At 61.2% G+C, this 21,304-nt stretch carries 19 protein-coding genes; 7 read left to right on the forward strand and 12 right to left on the reverse strand.

The window, feature by feature from the left end:
- Window positions 1-3 precede the first annotated feature (3 nt).
- Window positions 4-2,070, reverse strand: coding sequence for a carbon starvation CstA family protein (locus FIV39_RS24290; RefSeq protein ID WP_090399642.1), 2,067 nt, complete (start codon window positions 2,068-2,070; stop codon window positions 4-6).
- Between the two features lie 174 nt (window positions 2,071-2,244).
- Here FIV39_RS24290 and FIV39_RS24295 point away from each other — a divergent pair, with 174 nt between their 5' ends.
- Window positions 2,245-2,613 carry a PilZ domain-containing protein gene (locus tag FIV39_RS24295; protein ID WP_090399640.1) on the forward strand — a complete coding sequence of 123 codons (369 nt, stop codon included), beginning with the start codon at window positions 2,245-2,247 and terminating at the stop codon, window positions 2,611-2,613.
- A 30-nt stretch (window positions 2,614-2,643) separates the two neighbouring features.
- Here the strand turns inward: FIV39_RS24295 and radA are convergent, their stop codons facing one another.
- Genes radA through katB form a run of 3 tightly spaced genes read right to left on the reverse strand, consistent with a single transcriptional unit; the run spans window position 2,644 to window position 6,183 of the window.
- Entirely contained in the window at window positions 2,644-4,011 is a 1,368-nt protein-coding gene (gene radA, locus FIV39_RS24300; RefSeq protein ID WP_024077502.1) for a DNA repair protein RadA, read from the reverse strand.
- Between the two features lie 35 nt (window positions 4,012-4,046).
- A complete protein-coding gene (locus FIV39_RS24305) occupies window positions 4,047-4,586 on the reverse strand; it encodes an ankyrin repeat domain-containing protein (protein WP_090399638.1) in 540 nt (179 codons plus the stop codon).
- A 55-nt stretch (window positions 4,587-4,641) separates the two neighbouring features.
- Entirely contained in the window at window positions 4,642-6,183 is a 1,542-nt protein-coding gene (gene katB, locus FIV39_RS24310) for a catalase KatB (protein ID WP_090399636.1), read from the reverse strand.
- Window positions 6,184-6,470: 287 nt separating this feature from the next.
- On the opposite strand from katB, the gene mscL reads away from it, so the two are divergent.
- Window positions 6,471-6,887, forward strand: coding sequence for a large-conductance mechanosensitive channel protein MscL (gene mscL, locus FIV39_RS24315; RefSeq protein ID WP_053137928.1), 417 nt, complete (start codon window positions 6,471-6,473; stop codon window positions 6,885-6,887).
- A gap of 47 nt (window positions 6,888-6,934) precedes the next feature.
- Here the strand turns inward: mscL and FIV39_RS24320 are convergent, their stop codons facing one another.
- Complete coding sequence (locus FIV39_RS24320) at window positions 6,935-7,711, reverse strand: ferredoxin--NADP reductase (RefSeq protein ID WP_090399634.1); 777 nt, start codon at window positions 7,709-7,711, stop codon at window positions 6,935-6,937.
- A gap of 380 nt (window positions 7,712-8,091) precedes the next feature.
- On the opposite strand from FIV39_RS24320, the gene FIV39_RS24325 reads away from it, so the two are divergent.
- Window positions 8,092-8,802 (forward strand): helix-turn-helix transcriptional regulator, encoded by a 711-nt coding sequence (locus FIV39_RS24325; protein ID WP_090399632.1) that lies wholly within the window; start codon window positions 8,092-8,094, stop codon window positions 8,800-8,802.
- A gap of 161 nt (window positions 8,803-8,963) precedes the next feature.
- Window positions 8,964-10,088 carry a methyltransferase gene (locus FIV39_RS24330; protein ID WP_090399629.1) on the forward strand — a complete coding sequence of 375 codons (1,125 nt, stop codon included), beginning with the start codon at window positions 8,964-8,966 and terminating at the stop codon, window positions 10,086-10,088.
- 82 nt (window positions 10,089-10,170) lie between these two features.
- Here the strand turns inward: FIV39_RS24330 and FIV39_RS24335 are convergent, their stop codons facing one another.
- From FIV39_RS24335 to FIV39_RS24345, 3 genes are read right to left on the reverse strand one after another with little or no spacing between them, the layout of a single operon-like run.
- Window positions 10,171-10,338 (reverse strand): DUF2474 domain-containing protein, encoded by a 168-nt coding sequence (locus FIV39_RS24335; RefSeq protein ID WP_010562540.1) that lies wholly within the window; start codon window positions 10,336-10,338, stop codon window positions 10,171-10,173.
- Window positions 10,339-10,350: 12 nt separating this feature from the next.
- Entirely contained in the window at window positions 10,351-11,358 is a 1,008-nt protein-coding gene (gene cydB / locus FIV39_RS24340; protein ID WP_090399627.1) for a cytochrome d ubiquinol oxidase subunit II, read from the reverse strand.
- Window position 11,359: 1 nt separating this feature from the next.
- Window positions 11,360-12,793, reverse strand: coding sequence for a cytochrome ubiquinol oxidase subunit I (locus FIV39_RS24345; protein ID WP_090399625.1), 1,434 nt, complete (start codon window positions 12,791-12,793; stop codon window positions 11,360-11,362).
- A 318-nt stretch (window positions 12,794-13,111) separates the two neighbouring features.
- Here FIV39_RS24345 and FIV39_RS24350 point away from each other — a divergent pair, with 318 nt between their 5' ends.
- Window positions 13,112-14,362: an MFS transporter gene (locus FIV39_RS24350; protein ID WP_090399622.1), complete on the forward strand. Its 1,251-nt coding sequence runs from the start codon at window positions 13,112-13,114 to the stop codon at window positions 14,360-14,362.
- A 138-nt stretch (window positions 14,363-14,500) separates the two neighbouring features.
- On the opposite strand, the gene FIV39_RS24355 is transcribed toward FIV39_RS24350, so the two are convergent.
- The 4 genes from FIV39_RS24355 to FIV39_RS24370 all read right to left on the reverse strand — a co-directional run bounded on the left by FIV39_RS24355 (window position 14,501) and on the right by FIV39_RS24370 (window position 18,734).
- Window positions 14,501-16,684, reverse strand: coding sequence for a xanthine dehydrogenase family protein molybdopterin-binding subunit (locus FIV39_RS24355; RefSeq protein WP_146371622.1), 2,184 nt, complete (start codon window positions 16,682-16,684; stop codon window positions 14,501-14,503).
- On the reverse strand, window positions 16,681-17,670 hold the full coding sequence (locus FIV39_RS24360) for an FAD binding domain-containing protein (protein ID WP_090399617.1): 990 nt from the start codon (window positions 17,668-17,670) through the stop codon (window positions 16,681-16,683). The genes FIV39_RS24355 and FIV39_RS24360 overlap by 4 nt, the downstream gene beginning before the upstream one ends.
- Window positions 17,667-18,191, reverse strand: a complete 525-nt coding sequence (locus FIV39_RS24365) for a (2Fe-2S)-binding protein (protein ID WP_090399615.1) — start codon at window positions 18,189-18,191, stop codon at window positions 17,667-17,669. Before FIV39_RS24365 ends, FIV39_RS24360 begins: the two co-directional genes overlap by 4 nt.
- Before the next feature lie 96 nt (window positions 18,192-18,287).
- A complete protein-coding gene (locus tag FIV39_RS24370) occupies window positions 18,288-18,734 on the reverse strand; it encodes a DUF4879 domain-containing protein (RefSeq protein ID WP_090399817.1) in 447 nt (148 codons plus the stop codon).
- 188 nt (window positions 18,735-18,922) lie between these two features.
- On the opposite strand from FIV39_RS24370, the gene FIV39_RS24375 reads away from it, so the two are divergent.
- Together FIV39_RS24375 and trmA are read left to right on the forward strand one after the other, a co-directional pair.
- On the forward strand, window positions 18,923-20,218 hold the full coding sequence (locus FIV39_RS24375; RefSeq protein ID WP_053137959.1) for an NCS2 family permease: 1,296 nt from the start codon (window positions 18,923-18,925) through the stop codon (window positions 20,216-20,218).
- A complete protein-coding gene (trmA, locus tag FIV39_RS24380; RefSeq protein WP_090399613.1) occupies window positions 20,215-21,294 on the forward strand; it encodes a tRNA (uridine(54)-C5)-methyltransferase TrmA in 1,080 nt (359 codons plus the stop codon). Before FIV39_RS24375 ends, trmA begins: the two co-directional genes overlap by 4 nt.
- The last annotated feature ends 10 nt before the right edge of the window (window positions 21,295-21,304 follow it).

Genomic DNA, 21,304 nt, shown 5'->3' on the forward strand with positions numbered 1-21,304 from the left:
CGGTTATGCGTCCGGTACGGCCTGGAACGGGGCTTCTTTATCCGTACGCTCTTTGTTGCCCCAGGCGGCGACACCGACCTTGAGCGCATAGAACAGGATGCTGAACACCACGAACAGGAACAGCGCCGTCAGCGTTGCGTTGGTGTAGGCGTTCCAGATCACGTGCTGCATCTGGTCGATGCTCTTGGCCGGGGCCAGAATCTGGCCGTTAGCCAGGGCATCGCTGTATTTCTTCGCCAGCGACAGGAAGCCGATCGCCGGGTTGGCGTCGAACAGCTTGATGAAGCCTGCGGTGGTGGTGCAGATCAGCAGCCATACCGCCGGCACCATGGTCACCCAGATGTAGCGTTGGCGTTTCATTTTGATCAGCACAACGGTGGCGAGCATCAGCGCGATACCGGCCAGCATCTGGTTGGAGATACCGAACAGCGGCCACAAGGTGTTGATGCCGCCCAGCGGGTCGATCACGCCCTGGTACAGCAGGTAACCCCACATGGCCACGCAACCGGCGGTCGCGATCAGGTTGGCGGTCCAGGATTCGGTGCGCTTGAGCGCCGGTACGAAGGAACCCAACAAGTCCTGCAGCATGAAGCGACCGGCACGGGTACCGGCGTCAACCGCCGTCAGGATGAACAGCGCCTCGAACAGGATCGCAAAGTGATACCAGAACGCCATGGTGTTTTCACCCGGCAACACACTGTGCAGGATCTGCGCGATACCCACCGCCAACGTCGGCGCACCACCGGCACGCGCCAGGATGGTGGTTTCACCGATGTCATGGGCCACGGCCGACAACGCCTCAGGGGTAATTGCAAACCCCCAGCTGCTGACGGTTTGCGCCACGGTGACCACGTCGGCGCCGACAATCGCCGCCGGGCTGTTCATGGCGAAGTACACGCCTGGCTCGATCACCGAAGCGGCAACCATCGCCATGATCGCCACGAATGACTCCATCAGCATGCCGCCGTAACCGATGTAACGGGCGTGGCCTTCACTGGCCAGCAGCTTGGGCGTGGTGCCCGAGGAAATCAGCGCGTGGAAGCCCGAGACCGCGCCACAGGCAATGGTGATGAACAGGAACGGGAACAGACCGCCCTTCCATACCGGGCCGGTACCATCGATGAACTGGGTCAGCGCCGGCATTTTCAGGTCGGGCATGGTGACCAGGATGCCAATCGCCAGGGCGATGATGGTGCCGATTTTCAAGAAGGTAGAGAGGTAGTCACGTGGCGCGAGGATCAGCCACACCGGCAGTACCGCTGCCACGAAGCCGTAGCCGATCAGCATCCAGGTGATCTGGATCCCGGTGAACGTGAAGGCCTTGGCCCAGACCGGATCAGCGGCAATCTGCCCGCCCAGCCAGATCGAACCGAGCAGCAACAGCACGCCGATGATCGAGATTTCACCAATGCGGCCCGGGCGGATGTAGCGCATGTAAATGCCCATGAACATCGCGATCGGGATGGTCGCCATCACCGTGAAGATGCCCCATGGGCTCTCGGCCAAGGCCTTGACCACGATCAGCGCCAGCACCGCGAGGATGATGATCATGATCAGGAAGCAGCCGAACAGCGCGATGGTCCCCGGGATACGGCCCATCTCTTCGCGGACCATGTCCCCCAGGGAACGGCCGTTGCGACGAGTAGACAGGAACAGGACCATGAAGTCCTGCACCGCACCAGCCAGCACCACGCCGGCAATCAGCCAGAGCGTGCCGGGCAGGTAGCCCATTTGCGCCGCCAGTACCGGGCCGACCAAGGGGCCTGCACCGGCAATCGCCGCAAAGTGGTGACCGAAAAGGATGTGTTTGTTGGTCGGCACATAGTCCAGACCGTCATTGTTGACCACTGCGGGGGTGGCCCGCCGTGGATCGAGTTGCATCACGTTGTTAGCGATGAACAGGCTGTAGTAGCGATAAGCAACCAGATAAATGGCCACGGCAGCGACCACGATCCACAAGGCGTTGATCGCCTCGCCTCGGCGCAAGGCCACTACGCCCAGGGCGCACGCTCCTACGATTGCCAGCACCAGCCAGGGTAAGTGGCGTAGCAGGCTATTATTATTTTTCATTTTTATATTCCAGCCAGGGTGGACAGAAAGGACAGCCATCCGGAGTTTAGCGCTACTGGCCTTAAAGGCCACCCCCCTACGTTGGTCTAGAGCCTTGCAACGGCAAAAAAAGCAGAAAAAACCGCCCAATGATGGCGCACGGCTACAATCCTTTTATCCACAGAGGGTTTCACCATGACCGAGCAAGCGTCTGATCGCCGCCGTTTTCGTCGAATTGCCTTTGATGCCAAGACCGAACTTCGGCAAGGCGATAAGGAATGGCCGGTGCAATTGGTGGATTTGTCGCTCAAGGGCCTGTTGGCGCAACGGCCTGAAGATTGGAAGGGGAATAAAGCGCTGCCGTTCGCCGTCGACATACGCCTGGATCCCAAGGCTCATATAAAGATGCAAGTTCGGCTGACCCACGAAGCCGATGGCCAACTGGGGTTTGTGTGCACAGACATCGACCTGGACTCGATCAGCCACTTAAAGCGGCTTATCGAGCTGAACCTTGGAGATGAAGAAGAACTGCACCGGGAGTTGTCGGCGCTGCTGGAGATCTAACAACCCACATTGGTTTTGCGGCGTTGGTGATTACTCGAACAAGGCATCCAACGCCTGTTCCAGGCGGGTGACCCCAATCACCTGCAATCCTGGCGGCATTTCCTTCGGCGCATTGCCCTTGGGCACGATCGCGCGCTTGAAGCCGTGCTTGGCCGCCTCCTTCAAGCGTTCCTGACCGCTGGGCACCGGGCGCACTTCGCCGGACAGGCCCACCTCACCGAACACCAGCAGGTCGTGGGGCAATGGCCGGTTACGCAGGCTGGACATCACCGCCGCCATCAACGCCAGGTCGGACGCGGTTTCCAGCACCTTGACCCCACCTACCACGTTGAGGAACACGTCCTGGTCATGGGTCGGGATCCCCCCATGGCGGTGCAACACCGCCAACAGCATCGCCAGGCGGTTTTGATCCAGGCCCAGAGTGACGCGACGAGGGTTGGCCAAATGGCTGTCATCCACCAGCGCCTGGACTTCCACCAGCATCGGCCGGGTACCTTCCCACGTCGCCATGACCACGCTGCCTGGTACTTCTTCCTGGGCACGGGTGAGGAAAATAGCCGAGGGGTTGGAAACTTCTTTCAGCCCCCGGTCAGTCATGGCGAACACGCCCAGTTCGTTCACCGCGCCGAAACGGTTCTTCACCGCCCGCAGCAAACGCAAACGACCATCGGACTCGCCTTCGAAATACAGCACGGTGTCGACCATATGCTCCAACACCCGTGGCCCGGCCAGCGCGCCTTCCTTGGTGACGTGGCCGACCAGGAAGATCGCCGTGCCGCTCTGCTTGGCGTAGCGCACCAGCAACGCCGCACTCTCGCGCACCTGGGAAACACCACCGGGCGCCGATTGCAGTTGCTCGGTGAAAATCGTCTGGATCGAGTCGATCACCATGACCTTGGGTTTTTCGATCCGGGCCGTGGCGATGATGCTTTCGATGCAGGTTTCGGTCATCACCCGCAACTGGTCCTGGGGCAAACCGAGGCGGCGGGCGCGCATAGCCACCTGTTGCTGGGATTCTTCGCCGGTGACATACAGCGCCGGCATACGGCTGGCGATGCTGCACAGGGTTTGCAGCAGAATCGTCGATTTGCCGATGCCGGGGTCGCCGCCAATCAGCACCACCGAGCCGTCCACCAGGCCGCCACCCAGGACCCGATCCAGCTCACCGGAAGCCGTCGAGAAACGCGGGATCTCTTCGACGCTGACCTCAGCCAGGGTCTTGATCTGCGCCTGTTGCCCGGTCCAGCCGGCGCGGCCGGTGGGGGCCGAGGCACCGCCACTTTCAATCATGGTTTCAGTCAGGGTATTCCACGCACCACACTCGGTGCATTGGCCGGCCCACTTGGGAAAGGTCGCGCCGCACTCCGTGCAGCCGTACATGCGCTTGGCCTTTGCCATTTGAGAACCTCCAACCGAAAAACCGCGATGATAGCTCAGCGCGACGCCGGGGTCCGGATTTCACCGCTGGCCAACCGTGAAGCACTGTTGCCGACCGGGTCTTCGGCGTTGAGATCGGCGCCCTTGGCCTTGAGTTCGTCGAGCAACTCAATGCGCTTGAACAGGCCGGCGTACATGGCCGCCGTCTGACCGGCGCCGTTACGTTGGTCGGGGTTGCAGTCGGTGGACAGCAGGCGCTGGGCAATTTTCAGTTCACCCTTAAAGATCGCGCCCATCAACGCGGTGTTGCCGCGGTTGTCCTGCACGCAAGCATCGGCCCCGGCAGCGAGCAATCGCTCCACGTAGGCGCTTTCGCCATGGTAGGCGGCGAGGATGAGCGCGGTGTAGCCCTTGTCGTCCTGGGTATTGAGGGGGAATCCGGAGTCGATAAAGGTGTTGAGCATGTCGACGTCGCCACGGCGGGCGGCATCGAAGTAATAATCCTGGAGCTGCGCCTTGAGCGCGACCGGGTCGGGCGACTCGGCATGCGCGACAAAGGCCAGCATGGCCATCAGTAGGCCGATAGAAATACGCATGGGTGCTCTCCTGCCAGAGGTCGACGCCCGCGTCGGGCGTCGACCGAAACCAACGTCAGTCAGTGAGTTTTTCAGCCAGCGCCTTCACGCGCGCCAGGTCACCCTTGGCGACCTTGGCCACGCCGGTGCCGTATTCCGGATCAGCCTTGTAGAGGAACGACAGGATGATGTGCTTGCTCTCGTCATCGGTAGTGGCCAGGGAGCCGCCGAAGTTGTCGATCAAGTCCTGACGCTCTTTCTTGCTGTAGGAGCGATACAGATCACCGGCCTGCTTGAAGTTCTGCTCACGCTGGATCTTCGCCTGCTGGGTGCTGCCCGACAGTGCCGCCTGGCTGTAGCGCGCGGTTTGCGGCTCTTCACGGTTTTCCAGGCGGCTTGGCTGGTAGTTCACGCCGCTGGTGGTCTTGCCGAAGTTCAGCGCGCCGTCCTGGTTACCGTTGTTGACGGTGACCCGTGGGGCGTTGATCGGCAATTGCAGGGCATTGGCGCCCAGGCGATACATCTGCGTGTCGGCATACGAGAACACCCGGCCTTGCAGCAGGCGGTCTTCCGACGGTTCGATACCCGGTACCAGGTTGGCGGGGGCCATGGCCACTTGCTCGGTTTCCTGGAAGACATTCGCCGGGTTGCGGTTCAGCACCATCTGCCCGACTTTGCGCTCGGGTACATTCGGCCAGATCTTGGTGGCATCCAGCGGGTCGAAATCAAACTTGGCCAAGTCTTCCGGTTTGAGTACCTGCACATACAGGTCCCACTTGGGGAAGTCGCCCTTGTTGATATGGGTGACCAGGTCGTTGGTCATATGGCTGTAGTCACGCCCCTGCACTTCGGTAACTTGCTTGGGGTCGAGGTTCTTGATGCCTTGCAGGCTCTTCCAGTGGAACTTGACGTAGTGCACCTCGCCCTTGGCGTTGATCAACTTGTAGGCATGTACGCCATTGCCATCCATTTCCCGATAGCTGGCGGGGGTACCGGAGTCGGAATACAACTCGGTGAGTGTGCGAGTGGCCTCGGGAACATGGGAAAAGAAGTCAAAGCGACGGGAGTCATCGTCCAGGTTGGTGCGCGGGTCCGGCTTGAAGGCGTGGACCATGTCGGGGAACTTGATGGCATCGCGGATAAAGAACGTCGGGAAGTTATTGCCCACCAAGTCCCAATTGCCGTCAGCGGTGTAGAACTTGGTGGCGAAACCGCGCGGGTCACGCAAGGTTTCCGGGGAGTGGTTGCCGTGCACCACGGCGGAGAAACGCACGAACACCGGGGTGGCTTCGCCTGCCGCAAAGACCTTGGCCTTGGTCAGGTCGCTGAGGTTGTCGGTGACGGTAAACGTGCCGTGGGCGCCGGTGCCACGGGCATGCACCACGCGCTCAGGGATGCGTTCGCGGTCGAAACGCTGCAGCTTCTGGATCAGTTGCACGTCTTGCAGCAGTACCGGGCCATTGGCACCCGCGGTTTGTGAGTTCTGGTTGTCGCCAACGGCTGCGCCGTTATCGCGGGTCAGGTTGGCGGCTTGCACAGAGAGGGAAAGCAGGCTGGCGGTCGCCAGTACCAGCACATGACGCGCCAATACCGGGCCGCGATTGGTTGGAGTCTTCATCAAGGTTTCCTCTGGTTTTTTTAGTGCACATTCAGTTGTGCTTGCCAGAGGCTAGTGACCCGCGAGTCAGAAGATAAATAGAAAAACCCCACCAGGGCGATTAAGAAATTAATGTGGCAAGCCACTGAAATGGCGAGTATTTCGCGCGCGATTGGTGGCACTTTGCAAACTATTTGCGTTTTAATGTGTCGATTAAAACTAACAGTGTTAAGAGTTGTGTCGGGCAAGCCCGCTACGACTGACTTACACTGAGCGGCACCCTTCTCATGTGTAACAAGGAATAACCTATGGGCGTGATCAGTGAGTTCAAGGCCTTCGCGGTCAAAGGTAATGTGGTCGACATGGCCGTCGGTATCATCATCGGCGCAGCCTTCGGCAAAATTGTTTCCTCGTTTGTAGGCGACGTGGTGATGCCGCCCATTGGTCTGTTGATCGGTGGCGTGGACTTTGGTGACCTGGCGATAACGCTCAAGGCGGCACAAGGCGATGTACCCGCCGTCGTCCTGGCGTACGGCAAGTTCATCCAGAGCGTGATCGACTTTGTGATCGTCGCATTTGCGATCTTCATGGGCGTCAAGGCCATCAACCGCCTCAAGCGCGAGGAAGCCGTGGCACCGAGCCTGCCACCGACGCCAAGCAAGGAAGAAGTGCTGCTGGGTGAGATTCGCGACCTGCTCAAGGCACAGAACGACAAGCCGCTTTAACCCCTACCGGCTTGGAAAAAAGGCGCCTGCTTGAGGCGCCTTTTTTATTACCAGTAGTTTTCCACCGCCACCTGCCCCGGCCGGCGGCTCAGGCTCAATTGCATATCGCGCTGCTTGAGCAACTGGCGAGTGTCATCCACCATCTGCGGGTTGCCGCAAATCAGCACGCGCGAATGTTCCGGGGTCAACTCGACGCCGGCAGCACGCTCCAATTCACCGTTTTCGATCAACGTGGTAATGCGCCCATTCAATGCACCCGGATGTTGCTCGCGGGTGACGGTAGGAATGTAAGTGAGCTTGTGCGCGTACTCAGCCAGGTACTCCCGCTCACCCAGCTCCTTGATCAGCGACTGATAGGCCAACTCTTTGCCTTCGCGCGCGCTGTACACCAGGATGATGCGCTCGAATTTCTCCCAGACTTCGAAGTCCTGCAGCATCGACAGAAATGGCGCTACCCCGGTGCCGGTGCCCAGCATCCACAAATCGCGGCCATCGACGAAACGGTTCAGGGTCAGGAACCCCGTGGCCTGGCGTTCCACCATCAAGGTATCACCTACCCGCAGGCGACTCAGTTCACTGGTGAATTCCCCGCCAGGGACGACAATCGAGAAGAAATCCAAGTGCTCATCAAACGGTGAGGACACCACTGAGTAGGCACGCCACACCGTGCTGCCATCCGCCTTGGTCACCCCCAGACGCACGAACTGACCGGCGGTAAAACGGAACCCCGGGTCACGGGTGGTTCGCAGCGTAAACAGGCTGGGGGTCAGCGATTGCACATCGAGCAGGGTCTGGCGGGTAAATTTCTCAGCACTGGCCGTCATGGGGGACTCCGTTCTACAGGTGCCCTAGTGTCCCTCAAAGTCGCGCCCGGAAACACCGCTGGTTTGTAGTGGTTTCGTAGGCAGCGAATAATAGCAATTTAATACCATTTCTAACTAATTCGCTATTAGCCACTTTACCAATGGTTACTCACACACTCTAAGTTGACCCGTCCTCAGTGCTTTAACCCACTAATAAATCCCAGAAAAACCAACTAACCCTTTGCGCGCTCAACTCGCAGCGGTGTAAAGAATCTATAAAATATCGTCGGCAAATAGCGAAAATCTCAGCTCTCCATGTAGCTCGTGTCCTACACTGATTTCCGTGCAGTGGGAGTTCAGGACGTATCCCATATCAAGCGGAAACCCATGGAGAGTTACCGATGGTTAACTGGCGCAACACAAGACTTCCCAAGCTGGAAGGCGAGAGCGAGGCCTCTAGTCTTTTCGACATGGCCGTCAACCACACCTATGCACTCGGCTTCCAATACTGTTCCTTTACGATGAGCTCCCAACTCCCCAACAATCAAACGAAACCAATCCGCATCAATAACTATCCAGACGAATGGAACACCTTGTATAACCAGGCGCACTTCTTTGAAGTTGATCCCGTGGTCAAACATTGCAAGCGTTGTGTATTGCCACTTGTCTGGGAAGAAAAAACCTTTAAAGACGCACCAAACTTATGGTCTTTAGCCCAGTCATTTGGCGTGCATTTAGGCTGGACCCAAGCAGTGCATGATTTCCAGGGTGTGTTCAGCATGCTGACCCTGGGTCGTAGCAAGGGCCAAGTCAGCCCGCAGGAGCTGTACGAAAAGGCCGGCCAGGTACTGTGGTTATGCCATGCGTTACATGCAGCCGTGGCGCAGACGTATGCCGATAAGACTGGCGCCAGCCCCGCCAGCAAATTGAGCCCGCGGGAAACCGAAATCCTCAAGTGGTCTGCCATGGGCAAGACTGCGGCGGACATCGCCGCGATCCTGTGCTTGTCTGAACGTACGGTGGGCTTTCATATCTGTAGTTGCTTCAAAAAGCTGGGGGTCAACAACAAGATCGCCGCCGTGCTCTGCGCTTCGAAAGCGGGATTGTTTTAGCCACCGTTGAAACACCGCATGTAATCCCTCTGGAAAAAAAGTAACATTTACGGCCAATTCTGAGTGTTGAGCAGCCCCCAAGGGGTGCCGCACGCTGTTCACTCAGACGGTTCCGCAGCCGACTGCCGAACACCCATCGATGACCCAGAGCCTCCCCCGCCATGCCCCTGCTCGACAGCCCCTTCGCCCAGCTCGATCTGATCCGCCAGCCAGAGCAACATAACGATCCACTGCAAGCCTTCGACGCCGCCGACGAGTACCTGCTCAGCTATCTGGCCGAACAACAACCGACCGCTGCGACGCGCGTGCTGGTGCTCAATGACAGCTTCGGCGCCCTGGCTGCCAGCCTGGAAGGCCGGGTGCAGGTAACCTCCAGCGGTGACTCGTTCCTGGCCGCCATGGGCCTGGATAAAAACCTGGTGCGCAATGGCAAAGCCTTTGATGCCGTGCCGTTCATCCCCGCCAGCGAAGTGCCCAGCGGGCCGTTCGACCGGGTGCTGATCCGCGTGCCCAAGACCCTCGCATTGCTGGAAGAACAACTGATCCGCCTGCACGGCCAACTGGCGCCGGGCGCCGAGGTGATCGCCGGGGCGATGATCAAGCACCTGCCCCGGGCGGCCGGTGAGTTGCTGGAGCGCTATATCGGGCCGATGCACGCCTCCCTGGCGGTCAAGAAGGCCCGGTTGCTGATCGCCACGCTGGCCGACCGACCCGTCGCCGTGTCGCCCTACCCAACGCGCTACGCCCTGGACGCGCCGGCGATTGAACTGCTGAACCATGCCAACGTGTTCTGCCGTGAAGGCCTGGACATTGGCACCCGCGCCTTCCTGCCGCACCTGCCGAAAAACCTCGGCAGTGCCCGTGTGGCGGACCTGGGGTGCGGCAATGGTGTACTGGCGATTGCCAGCGCCCTGCAAAACCCTGAGGCGCACTACACCCTGGTGGACGAGTCCTACATGGCTGTGCAATCGGCGCTGGAGAACTGGCAAGCCGCCCTCGGCGATAGGGATGTGACAGTACGCGCCGGCGACGGCCTCGCAGGCCAGGAGCCGGATTCCCTCGACGTGGTGCTGTGCAACCCGCCGTTCCACCAGCAGCAGGTGGTCGGCGACTTCCTTGCCTGGCGCATGTTCCAGCAGGCCCGGGAAGCACTGGTGGTCGGCGGCGCCCTGTATATCGTCGGCAACCGTCACCTGGGTTATCACAGCAAGTTGGCGCGTTTGTTCCGGGGCGTCGAGCAGGTGGCCGCCACACCGAAGTTTGTGATTCTCAAAGCGCGCAAATAAAAAAAGCCCTGCCCTTCCAAAAGAAGCACAGGGCTTGCCCTCAAGTTAACAGGCAGCGGGCCGCGAAGCCCGGATCGGGATGTCAGTGGGTGGTCAGGCCGGCCGCATTCATGAACATGCGCATCAGGCTGGCCACGACGAACAGGGCCAGCACACTGCCGGTCCAGATCATCGCCAGCCACCCCAGGCGCCGCCACAACGGCTGTTTCTCGGCCTGTTCGATCTCGTGCAACGTAGGTTTGCCGGACATGCAACGACCCTCCTAGTGATAACCGTCTTCGTGGGTGACCTTGCCGCGGAACACGTAATAGCTCCAGAAGGTGTAGCCCAGGATGAACGGGATGATGAACAAGGTGCCCACCAGCATGAAGCCTTGGCTCTGCGGCGGCGCAGCGGCATCCCAGATCGACACCGATGGCGGGATGATGTTCGGCCACAGGCTGATCCCCAGGCCGCTGTAGCCGAGGAAGATCAACACCAGCGTCAGCAGGAACGGCGTGTAGTGGGCGTTACGCGCCACGGCGCGGATCAACCCGTACATGGTCACCAGCACCAGGATCGGTACCGGCAGAAACCAGAACAGGTTCGGCAGGGTGAACCAGCGCGAGGCGATTTCCGGGTGCGACAGCGGGGTCCAGACACTCACGATACCAATCACCGCCAGCACCACGAAGGCCAACGGCCGCGCCAGGTTGTGCATCTTCTCTTGCAACGGGCCTTCGGTTTTCATGATCAGCCAGGTGCAGCCGAGCAACGCATAGGCCACGATCAGCGCCACACCGCAGAACATCGTGAACGGTGTGAGCCAGTCCAGCGAGCCGCCGGCAAACTGGCGATTGACCACCGGGATCCCGTCGATAAACGCGCCCAGCGCTACACCCTGGAAGAACGTGGCCGCCAGCGAGCCGCCGATAAACGCCTTGTCCCACAGGTGACGCTTGTGGTCCTTGGCCTTGAAGCGGAACTCGAAGGCCACGCCACGAAAGATCAGCCCGATCAGCATCAGGATCAGCGGCAGGTACAGCGCCGACAACACCACCGAATAGGCCAGCGGGAACGCGCCGAACAACGCCGCGCCGCCGAGTACCAGCCAGGTTTCGTTACCGTCCCAGACCGGGGCCACGGTGTTCATCATCACGTCACGGTCGGTCTTGCCCGGAATAAACGGGAAGAGGATGCCGATGCCCAGGTCGAAGCCGTCCATGACCACGTACATCATGATGCCGAAGATGATGATCACGGCCCAGATCAGCGGAAGATCAATACCCATCTCAATGCCCCTTGTGCTGGAGGTGGTCGTCATCGCTGCCATCGTCGGCAGCCGACAACGGACGCGCCGGTGTGCGTTTCTGGCCAGGGCCACCGTGGGTCGGCTCGGTGCCTTCGTGGGTCACGGGGCCTTTGCGCACCAGGCGCATCATGTAGCCCAGGCCTGCGCCAAACAGCGCGAAGTACACCACCACGAACAACACCAGGGTGATCGTCATCTGCGCCAGGCTATGCCCGGAAGAAGCATCCGCCGTGCGCATCAACCCGTAGACCACCCACGGCTGGCGGCCGATTTCGGTGGTGAACCAACCGGCGAGAATCGCGATCAGGCCAGACGGGCCCATCCACAGCGCCAGGTACAGGAACGGTTTGGACGTGTACATCTTGTCGCCCCGGCGCAGCCAGAGGCTGAACAGGCCGGTGAAGATCATCAGGAAGCCCAGGCCGACCATGACCCGGAACGACCAGAACACGATGGTCGAATTCGGCCGGTCTTGCGGCGGGAATTCCTTGAGCGCCGGCACCTGTTTGTCCAGGGAGTGGGTCAGGATCAGGCTGCCAAGGTACGGAATTTCCACCGCGTACTTGGTTTTTTCGGCCTTCATGTCCGGCCAGCCAAACAGGATCAGCGGCGTTGGCTCATTGCCTTTGTTTTCCCAGTGGCCTTCGATGGCGGCGATTTTTGCCGGCTGGTGCTCGAGGGTGTTGAGGCCATGGAAGTCACCGATCACCGCCTGGATAGGCGCCACGATCAGAGCCATCCACATCGCCATCGACAACATTTTGCGGATCGCCGGGTTGTCCTTGCCGCGCAGCAAGTGCCAGGCCGCCGAGGAGCCGACGAAGAACGCGGTGGCCACAAAGGCCGCCGTAGCCATATGCGCCAGCCGGTAGGGGAACGAGGGGTTGAAGATCACCGCCAGCCAGTCAGTAGGAATCACGCGGCCATCGATGATTTCAAAGCCTTGCGGCGTTTGCATCCAGCTGTTGGACGCCAGGATCCAAAAGGTCGAGATCAACGTACCGACGGCCACCATCACCGTGGAGAAGAAGTGCAGCTTGCGCCCCACCTTGTTCCAGCCGAACAGCATCACGCCGAGGAAACCGGCTTCGAGGAAGAAGGCCGTAAGCACTTCGTACGTCAGAAGCGGCCCGGTGACGGCGCCGGCGAAGTCCGAGAAGCGGCTCCAGTTGGTACCGAACTGGTAGGCCATGACCAAACCGGAGACCACGCCCATGCCGAAGTTGACGGCAAAGATCTTCGACCAGAAATGGTAGAGGTCACGGTAGGTGTCGTTGTGGGTCTTGAGCCACAAGCCTTCCAGCACCGCGAGGTAACTGGCCAGGCCGATGGTGATCGCCGGGAACAGGATGTGGAACGAGATGGTGAACGCGAACTGAATTCGGGCGAGATCTAGCGCCTCCAAACCGAACATAAGTCTTCCTCTGTCAGGTAATACCGGCTGCTGGCGGGAGCCTGCACCCACTGCCCCCACGGATATGGAGTCTGGCGAATTTCAATTCGTTTCTTTTTTTAACCAACCACGTAGGGAATCGGGCCTTGCGGCCACCAGAACAAATTCTGAAATGACTTTGATCTGGATCAATCACAGTCAAAAGAGTAGTCCCATTTTCGCGGTTGGCCTGTGTGGTCTTTTGCCGCGTGACAGCTTGCCTCAGCCTTCTTCTGGCAACTAATTGTTACAGCTTGATGCTAATCTGGCCCTTCCCTCCGGCCTTGACCTGAATTTCCGATGCCTAGTGAACCCGCGTTGCTGTTACGTCACCACCGCCCTTTCATCGCGTTCTGGCTGGCACGGATCTTCACCGCCAGCGGCTTCCAGATGCTTACCGTGGCCATTGGCTGGAACCTCTACCAACTCACCGGCAACGTGCTGGACCTGGGGCTGGTCGGCTTGGTGGAGTTCGTGCCGCGCGTGCTGTTCATGCTGCACACCGGGCATGTGGCCGACCGCTATGAGCGACGCAAAGTCGCGGCCATCTGCCAGACCGTGCAGGCGCTGATTGCCCTCTCCCTGGCCATCGGCGGCCTGACCGGCAACGTGACCCGCGAGATGATCTTTATCCTGGCCTTCCTGCTCGGCGCCGCGCGCTCGTTTGAAATGCCCACCACCCAGGCGCTGTTGCCGAGCATTGTGCCCAGCGCACTGTTCCCGCGCGCCGTGGCCTCGTCGCAGTCGGCCCAGCAACTGGCAACCATCGTCGCCCCGGCGCTCGGTGGTTTGCTTTACGCCTTCGGCAGCGTCTGGGTGTATGGGCCCACGGTGGTGCTGTACATCATTGCCTGCGTGCTGACCCTCAACCTGCCCGCCCGCCAGACCCCGCTCAATAAAGGCAAGGCCACCCTCGATTCGCTGCTGGCCGGCATCCGCTTTATTCGCAGCCGCCCAGACATTCTCGGGGCGATTTCCCTCGACCTGTTCGCCGTGCTGCTGGGCGGCGCCACCGCGTTGCTGCCAGTGTTCGCCAAGGACATCCTGCTGACCGGCGCCTGGGGCCTGGGCCTGTTACGTTCGGCGCCGGCGGTGGGCGCCTTGTTGATGTCACTGTGGCTGGCACGCTTTTCGGTAGATCGAAAGGTCGGCCGGGTGATGTTCACCGCTGTCGGCGTATTCGGCGTGGCGACCATCGCCTTCGGCCTGTCCACCTCGTTCTGGTTTTCCCTGGCGGTGCTGGTGGTGCTGGGCGCGGCCGACATGATCAGCATGGTGATCCGCGCCTCCTTTGTGCAACTGGAAACCCCGGATGAAATGCGTGGGCGGGTGAGCGCGGTCAACGGCCTGTTTATCGGTGCATCCAACCAACTGGGCGAGTTCGAGTCCGGCCTCACCGCCCATTGGTTCGGCACCGTACCGGCCGTGGTGATGGGCGGGATCGGTACGCTGGTAGTGACCGGGGTGTGGATCAAACTGTTCCCGACCCTGGCCAACCGGGATCGTATGCATGTGCCGGTGGAAGAGCCCGCTCAAAAAGCTACCGCATAACCCATGTGGGAGGGGGCTTGCTCCCGATAGCGGTGGATCAGCCAACTTATGCTTGGACTGAAACTCCGCCATCGGGAGCAAGTCGAATCGTCGCACCGCCCCTCCCACATTTGGATCTTCACTGTTTGCTGGACCGCGTCAGAGCACCTTGTCCAGGGTGATCGGAAACTCCCGCACTCGCTTGCCGGTGGCATGGTAAATCGCATTCGCCACCGCCGCCGCCACGCCGACAATGCCGATCTCGCCCACGCCTTTGGACCCAAGGGCGTTGACGACTTCGTCGTGTTCTTCAACAAACACCACGTCTATGTCGCCGATATCGGCATTTACCGGGATGTGATACTCGGCCAGGCTGTGGTTCATGTAGCGTCCCAACTGATGGTCGACCTGGGTCTCTTCGTGAAGGGCCATGCCGATGCCCCACACCACCCCGCCGAGGATCTGGCTACGCGCCATCTTCGGGTTGACCACCCGCCCGGCCGCAATGGCGCTGACCACGCGGCTGACCTTGATCGTGCCCAAGTCCTCATCCACCCGTACCTCGACGAACACCGCCGAATGGGTGGCGGTGGCGTAACCTTCGCGTTTCTTGTCCGGTTCGCTGTCGACCTGGACCTCCAAGGCCTCTTCGCCACTGTCCTTGACCAGTTGCGCCAACGACACACTCACGTCGCCGGTGTGCAGTTGGCCGTTTTCAAAACGCACGGACTCGGCATCCTTGAACACCGGGTAAGTCTGCCGGGCGATGGTCAGCAGTTTGGCGGTCAACGCTTGGCAGGCTTGCTGCACGGCGGTGCCGACGGACGACACGGTGAACGAGCCGCCTTGCAGCGGTGCCGTGGGCAATGACGAGTCGCCGAGCAGAAACACCACGTCCTCCACCGCCACACCACTGGCCTGCGCCGCGATCTGGGTCATCACCGTGTAGGTGCCGGTGCCAATGTCCGTGGTGGCGCTGCTGACCGTCAGTTTGCCCTCGGCGTCGATGCGCGCCTTGGCGCTGGCCTTCATCTGCATGGCCTCCCACACGCCACCGGCCATGCCCCAGCCGATCAACTGGGAGCCGTCGCGCATGCTGCGCGGTTCCGGATTGCGCTGGCGCCAGCCGAAGCGCTCGGCACCTTCGCTGTAACATTCGCGCAGCGCCTTGCTGGACCAGGGTTTATCTTCGTTCTGGTTGCGCTCGGCGTAGTTGACCAGCCGCAGTTGCACCGGGTCCATGCCCAAGGCGCACGCCAACTCGTCCATGGCGCACTCCAGGCCAATCACGCCCAACGCGGCGCCGGGCGCGCGCATGTCCAGTGGCGTGAACACATCCAGCGGCACCAGCTTGTAGGTCAGTTGCACGTTATCGCAGTGGTAAAGCATGCCGCTCCACTCCACCACGTGCTCGCTGAAATCTTCGAAGCGCGAGGTCTGGCCAATCGCCGTATGCCCCAAGGCCAGCAGGCGACCATTGGCGGCGGCGCCCATCTGCAAACGCTGCAACGTGCGCGGGCGGTAGCCGAAGGTGAACATCTGCTGGCGGGTCAGGGTGACGCGCACCGAGCGCTTGAGCGCCAGGGATGCCATCACCGCCAAGGGCAATTGATACTGCGGACGCAAGCCCGAGCCGAAGGCACCGCCGACGAATGCAGCAAAGATGCGCACCTGGCTGTTATCCAGGCCGAACACCTTTTGCACATAGGCCTGGCAGTTCTGCGGGCCCTGGGTCTTGTCGTGGATATGCAAGGTGCCATCCGGCTGATACAGCACGGTACTGGCGTGGGGTTCCATGGGGTTGTGGTGTTCGATGGGCGTGCTGTAGTGCAGGTCGAGACTGACGGCGGCAGCGGCCCACTCGGCCTGGAAGTTGCCGCGTGGCTTGGGCGGCGTTTGCGGTGAAGCATGGGCCTGTTCCTGTTCGGCGAGCAGGTCGGTCTCGAAGTCTTCGCACGCGTATTCGATCTCTACCAGCGAGCCGGCATGCCGCGCCAGTTCGAGGTTGTCGGCAAGCACCAGGGCCAGGGGCTGGCCGCTGTACAGCACACGGTCGTTATACAGCGGGCGAAACGGTGAGCCGTCCGCCGCGTCATCATCCTGGAAGGCATCGTCGTAACTGGCGATTTTCGGCCGGTTGAGGTGATGGATAACCGCCACCACGCCCGGCAGGGCCAGTGCCCTGGCCGCGTCGATAGCCAGCACACGGCCCTTGGCGATAGTGCTGGACACCACACTGCCGTGGAGCAGGCCGTCTTCGGGGAACTCGCCGGCATAACGCGCCTGGCCGGTGACCTTGAGCAGACCGTCGACACGGTCCAGGGGTTTGCCAAGGGCAGTCATGGGCGTTCTCCTGCGACGGCAGCGTCGCTCAGGGCGCGGATCATTGCGCGGCGCGCCAGCTTGATCTTGAAGCCGTTGTGTTCCAGCGGCTCTGCGTCTTGCAGCACCGCGTCGGCGGCGTTGCTGAAGGTCTCGCGGCTGACCACCTGGCCGATCAGCGAGGCTTCCACCGCGCGGTCACGCCAGGGTTTATGGGCCACGCCGCCAAGGGCCAGGCGCGCGTCGACGATTCGCTCGCCCTCCAATTCAAGCGCGGCGGCGACAGACACCAACGCAAACGCGTAAGACGCGCGGTCGCGGACTTTCAAATAATGGCTATGACGAGCCAGGTGGTCGGCGGGCAATTCGATAGCGGTGATCAGCTCATCGTCGGCCAGCTGGTTGTCGCGTTGCGGCGCATCACCGGGCAAGCGGTGGAAGTCGGCAAACTCGATAACCCGCGCACCGCCACGCCCCTCCACATGCACCCGCGCCTCCAGCGCCGCCAGGGCCACGCACATGTCCGAGGGATGAGTGGCCACGCATTGGTCGCTGGCGCCGAGGATCGCATGGATACGGTTCAACCCAGTGCGCGCCGGGCAACCGCTGCCGGGCTCACGCTTATTGCACGGCACCGTGGCGTCATAGAAGTAGTAGCAACGGGTGCGCTGCAACAGGTTGCCACCGGTACTCGCCATATTGCGCAGTTGCGGCGAAGCACCGGCGAGGATCGCCTGGGACAGCAACGGGTAGCGCTGTTCGATCAGCGGATGCCAGGCCAGGTCGGCATTGCTCACCAGCGCGCCGATCCGCAGGCCGCCCTCGGCGGTTTGTTCAATCTCATTGAGCGGCAGGCCGGTGATGTCGATCAGATGCTCGGGGCGGCTGATGTTTTCTTTCATCAAATCCAGCAGGTTGGTGCCGCCGGCAATAAAGCGCGATGCGGCGCTGCTCAGGTGCACGGCTTCGTGGACATCCGCCGGTTTGCTGTACTGGAAGGGATTCATTGCGCGCCTCCCTGGGTGCGGCAGGCCGGCAAGGCCTCTTCGATGGCATCGCGGATGTTGCTGTAGGCGCCGCAGCGGCACAGGTTGCCGCTCATCAGCTCCTGGATCTGCGCGCTGTCGTGGGCACGGCCTTCATTGGCCAGGCCGACGGCGGAGCAAATCTGACCAGGCGTGCAGTAGCCGCACTGGAAGGCATCGTGCTTGATGAAGGCTTGCTGCATCGGGTGCAGTTGATCGCTGTCGGCGAGGCCTTCGATGGTGCTCAGTTCGGCGCCGTCGCACATCACCGCCAGGGTCAGGCAGGCGTTTATGCGTTTGCCGTCGCGCAATACCGTACAGGCGCCGCATTGGCCGTGGTCACAGCCTTTTTTGCTGCCAACCAGGTCCAGTTGCTCGCGCAGCAGGTCCAGCAACGTGGTCCAGGGCAATACCTCGAGTTGGCGGTCCTGACCATTGAGGGTCAAGCGTATGGAGTGGGCGACGAACGGTTGGACCGCCGCGCCATTAGGGGTCGCGCTCATAAACACCTCACGGGTTGGTGTACATCCGCGGCGTTCAGGAAAGTCGCCGTCTCAGGGGTACGACTTCCCAGGGTATTGAGCGTTCAAGGTGATTGATCAGCGGATATTGAGCAGTGTCTTCAAGGTATTGCGCGGGCCGTTGATCGACGTGTTGCTGTATTCGAACCAGCCTTGGGCTTGGACATTCAGGTCAAATACATAGATGTAGCCCATCAGCGTACCCGCACCGCTGCAAGCCTCGCTGATGCTACCGACCTGGCACACGGGCGTACGTTGCCCGTTCAGTTCGGCACCGTTGAAACGGCCCATCGGGTTGTTGCCCAGGCCGACTTCCATCACCGACACTTGGGTGGGCCCACGGTGCGTGCACATCTGGGTGCTTTGCGCGCGTTCCGGGATGGTTTCCGTGCAGCGCGCCGATTCGACCTTGAACACGCGCACCTCGCTCAAGGGCGGTGCAGTCGCGCCCCACACCGGTGCCGCGCCCAACCACAGGCCGAGACAAGGGATCAGGGCTAGACTCCACGCGTTGGCTTTTTTCATGCTGTCGATGACCCGCTGTTGAACGTCGCCGCAGTATGCCTCAAGGCCATGCGCCACACAGCCTCGGCTGCTGGTATGATGCGCCGCTTTTTCCGATCCTCTCTGGAACCACAGCCGCTTGGCGCAGTTTGTGCTTTGACTTAGAGGTCAACAAATAACGACGCAACATAGCGTCACAGGGAGCAGGCATGCTGGAAAAGCTGTTTCAACTCAAGGCACACAACACCAACGTGCGCACCGAGATCCTCGCGGGCATCACGACATTCCTGGCCATGGCCTACATCCTGTTCGTCAACCCGAGCATCCTCGGCGAGACCGGCATGGACAAAGGCGCGGTGTTTGTCGCGACCTGCCTGGCGGCGGCCATCGGTTCGACCGTGATGGGCCTGATCGCCAACTACCCGATCGCGCTGGCGCCGGGCATGGGCCTCAATGCCTTCTTTACCTACACCGTAGTGCTGCACATGGGCCACACCTGGCAGGTTGCGCTGGGGGCGGTGTTCATTTCGGCGGTGCTGTTCTTCCTGCTGTCGATCTTCCGTATCCGTGAGTGGATCATCAACAGCATCCCCCTGCCCCTGCGCTCGGCGATTGCCGCCGGTATCGGCCTGTTCCTGGCCTTGATCGCCCTGCACAACGCCGGGATCGTGGTGGGCAACCCGAACACCCTGGTGGGCATGGGCGACCTGACCAAACCGGCGCCTATCCTGGCCATCCTCGGCTTCATGCTGATCGTTGCACTGGAAGCCCTGGCCGTGCGCGGTGCAGTGCTGATCGGCATCCTGGCGGTGACCATCGTCTCCATCCTGCTGGGTGTGACCGCGTTTGGCGGCGTGATGTCGATGCCGCCGTCCCTGGCCCCGACCTTCCTGCAACTGGACATCAAGGGCGCGCTGGACATCGGCCTGGTCAGCGTGATCTTCGCCTTCCTGTTCGTTGACCTGTTCGACAACTCCGGCACCCTGATCGGCGTGGCCAAGCGCGCCGGGCTGATGGGCAAGGACGGCCACATGCCGAAAATGGGCCGTGCGCTGATCGCCGACAGCACCGCCGCCATGGCCGGTTCGCTGCTGGGCACCTCGACTACCACCAGTTACATCGAGTCCGCCGCGGGCGTGAGCGCCGGTGGCCGTACCGGCTTGACCGCCATCGTGGTCGCGATCCTGTTCCTGCTGGCGCTGTTCTTCTCGCCGCTGGCCGCCAGCGTACCGGCCTTTGCTACCGCGCCGGCGCTGCTGTTCGTCGCCGTATTGATGACCTCAGGCCTGGCCGAAATCGACTGGGATGACATTACCGTTGCAGCGCCGGTGGTGATCACCGCCCTGGCGATGCCCTTCACATACTCCATCGCCAACGGCATTGCCTTCGGTTTCATCGCCTGGACCGCCATCAAGCTGCTTTCGGGCCGCTACCGTGAGCTCAACCCGGCGCTGGTGATTCTGTCGATTCTGTTCGTGATCAAGCTGGGCTGGTTCAACGCATGACTTTTGACGCCGCACGCTACACCGCTCAACTGCAAGACAAGGTCACGCGCTTGCGTGACCTGCTGGCACCGTTCGACGCACCCGAGCCGCAGGTCTTCGAGTCGCCGTTGCAGAACTTCCGCCTGCGGGCGGAGTTCCGCTTGTGGCGCGAAGGCGGCGAACGCCACTACGCGATGTTCTCCCAGGACGACAAGCGCACGCCGATCCTGATCGAAGCATTCCCCATCGCCAGCCAGCGCATCAACCAGTTGATGCCGCAGCTCAAGGCCGCCTGGCAAGCCAGCGCCGCCCTAAGCCACAAGTTGTTCCAGGTGGAGTTCCTCACCACCCTGGCCGGCGACGCGATGATCACCCTGTGTTATCACCGCCCGCTGGACGAGCACTGGCACACCGCGGCGAATAAGCTGGCGGCTGATTTGAATGTCAGCATCATCGGCCGCTCCAAGGGCAAGCGCGATGTGATCGGCCACGACTACGTGGTGGAAAAACTCGACGTGGGCGGCCGCACCTTCAGCTACCGCCAGCCCGAAGGCGCCTTCACCCAGCCCAACGGCACGGTGAACCAGAAGATGCTCAACTGGGCATACGACGCCTTGGGCGATCGCCCGGATGACCTGCTGGAGCTGTATTGCGGCAACGGCAACTTCACCCTGCCCCTGGCCACCCGTGTGCGTAAAGTGCTGGCCACCGAGATCAGCAAGACCTCGGTGAATGCGGCCCTGAGCAACCTCGATGAAAACGCGGTGGGTAACGTCACCCTGGTGCGCCTCTCCGCCGAAGAACTCACCGAAGCGCTCAATGAAGTGCGACCGTTCCGCCGCCTGCACGGCATCGATCTCAAGAGCTACGAATTCGGTAGCGTGTTCGTCGACCCGCCCCGCGCCGGCATGGACCCGGACACCTGCGAACTGACCCGGCGCTTCGACAACATCCTCTACATCTCCTGCAACCCGGAGACGCTGGCGGCGAACATTGCGCAACTGCATGACACCCACCGCATTACCCAGTGTGCGATGTTTGACCAGTTCCCGTGGACGCACCATATGGAATCCGGGGTGTTATTGACCCGGCGGTAATGCCAAGGCT

Source organism: Pseudomonas grimontii (assembly GCF_007858185.1).
GTDB classification, from domain to species: Bacteria; Pseudomonadota; Gammaproteobacteria; order Pseudomonadales; family Pseudomonadaceae; genus Aquipseudomonas; species Aquipseudomonas grimontii.

What these genes read in the sequence shown, in the direction of transcription:
- FIV39_RS24360 (WP_090399617.1), bottom strand. Translation starts at nt 17,670, where the DNA reads ATGAATCCCTTCCAGTACAGCAAACCGGCGGATGTCCACGAAGCCGTG.
- FIV39_RS24320 (WP_090399634.1), bottom strand. Translation starts at nt 7,711, where the DNA reads ATGACGGCCAGTGCTGAGAAATTTACCCGCCAGACCCTGCTCGATGTG.
- FIV39_RS24295 (WP_090399640.1), top strand. Translation starts at nt 2,245, where the DNA reads ATGACCGAGCAAGCGTCTGATCGCCGCCGTTTTCGTCGAATTGCCTTT.
- FIV39_RS24305 (WP_090399638.1), bottom strand. Translation starts at nt 4,586, where the DNA reads ATGCGTATTTCTATCGGCCTACTGATGGCCATGCTGGCCTTTGTCGCG.
- cydB (WP_090399627.1), bottom strand. Translation starts at nt 11,358, where the DNA reads ATGGGTATTGATCTTCCGCTGATCTGGGCCGTGATCATCATCTTCGGC.
- FIV39_RS24335 (WP_010562540.1), bottom strand. Translation starts at nt 10,338, where the DNA reads ATGTCCGGCAAACCTACGTTGCACGAGATCGAACAGGCCGAGAAACAG.
- FIV39_RS24370 (WP_090399817.1), bottom strand. Translation starts at nt 18,734, where the DNA reads ATGAAAAAAGCCAACGCGTGGAGTCTAGCCCTGATCCCTTGTCTCGGC.
- FIV39_RS24355 (WP_146371622.1), bottom strand. Translation starts at nt 16,684, where the DNA reads ATGACTGCCCTTGGCAAACCCCTGGACCGTGTCGACGGTCTGCTCAAG.
- FIV39_RS24325 (WP_090399632.1), top strand. Translation starts at nt 8,092, where the DNA reads ATGGTTAACTGGCGCAACACAAGACTTCCCAAGCTGGAAGGCGAGAGC.
- FIV39_RS24345 (WP_090399625.1), bottom strand. Translation starts at nt 12,793, where the DNA reads ATGTTCGGTTTGGAGGCGCTAGATCTCGCCCGAATTCAGTTCGCGTTC.
- trmA (WP_090399613.1), top strand. Translation starts at nt 20,215, where the DNA reads ATGACTTTTGACGCCGCACGCTACACCGCTCAACTGCAAGACAAGGTC.
- FIV39_RS24350 (WP_090399622.1), top strand. Translation starts at nt 13,112, where the DNA reads ATGCCTAGTGAACCCGCGTTGCTGTTACGTCACCACCGCCCTTTCATC.
- radA (WP_024077502.1), bottom strand. Translation starts at nt 4,011, where the DNA reads ATGGCAAAGGCCAAGCGCATGTACGGCTGCACGGAGTGCGGCGCGACC.
- katB (WP_090399636.1), bottom strand. Translation starts at nt 6,183, where the DNA reads ATGAAGACTCCAACCAATCGCGGCCCGGTATTGGCGCGTCATGTGCTG.
- FIV39_RS24290 (WP_090399642.1), bottom strand. Translation starts at nt 2,070, where the DNA reads ATGAAAAATAATAATAGCCTGCTACGCCACTTACCCTGGCTGGTGCTG.
- mscL (WP_053137928.1), top strand. Translation starts at nt 6,471, where the DNA reads ATGGGCGTGATCAGTGAGTTCAAGGCCTTCGCGGTCAAAGGTAATGTG.
- FIV39_RS24375 (WP_053137959.1), top strand. Translation starts at nt 18,923, where the DNA reads ATGCTGGAAAAGCTGTTTCAACTCAAGGCACACAACACCAACGTGCGC.
- FIV39_RS24330 (WP_090399629.1), top strand. Translation starts at nt 8,964, where the DNA reads ATGCCCCTGCTCGACAGCCCCTTCGCCCAGCTCGATCTGATCCGCCAG.
- FIV39_RS24365 (WP_090399615.1), bottom strand. Translation starts at nt 18,191, where the DNA reads ATGAGCGCGACCCCTAATGGCGCGGCGGTCCAACCGTTCGTCGCCCAC.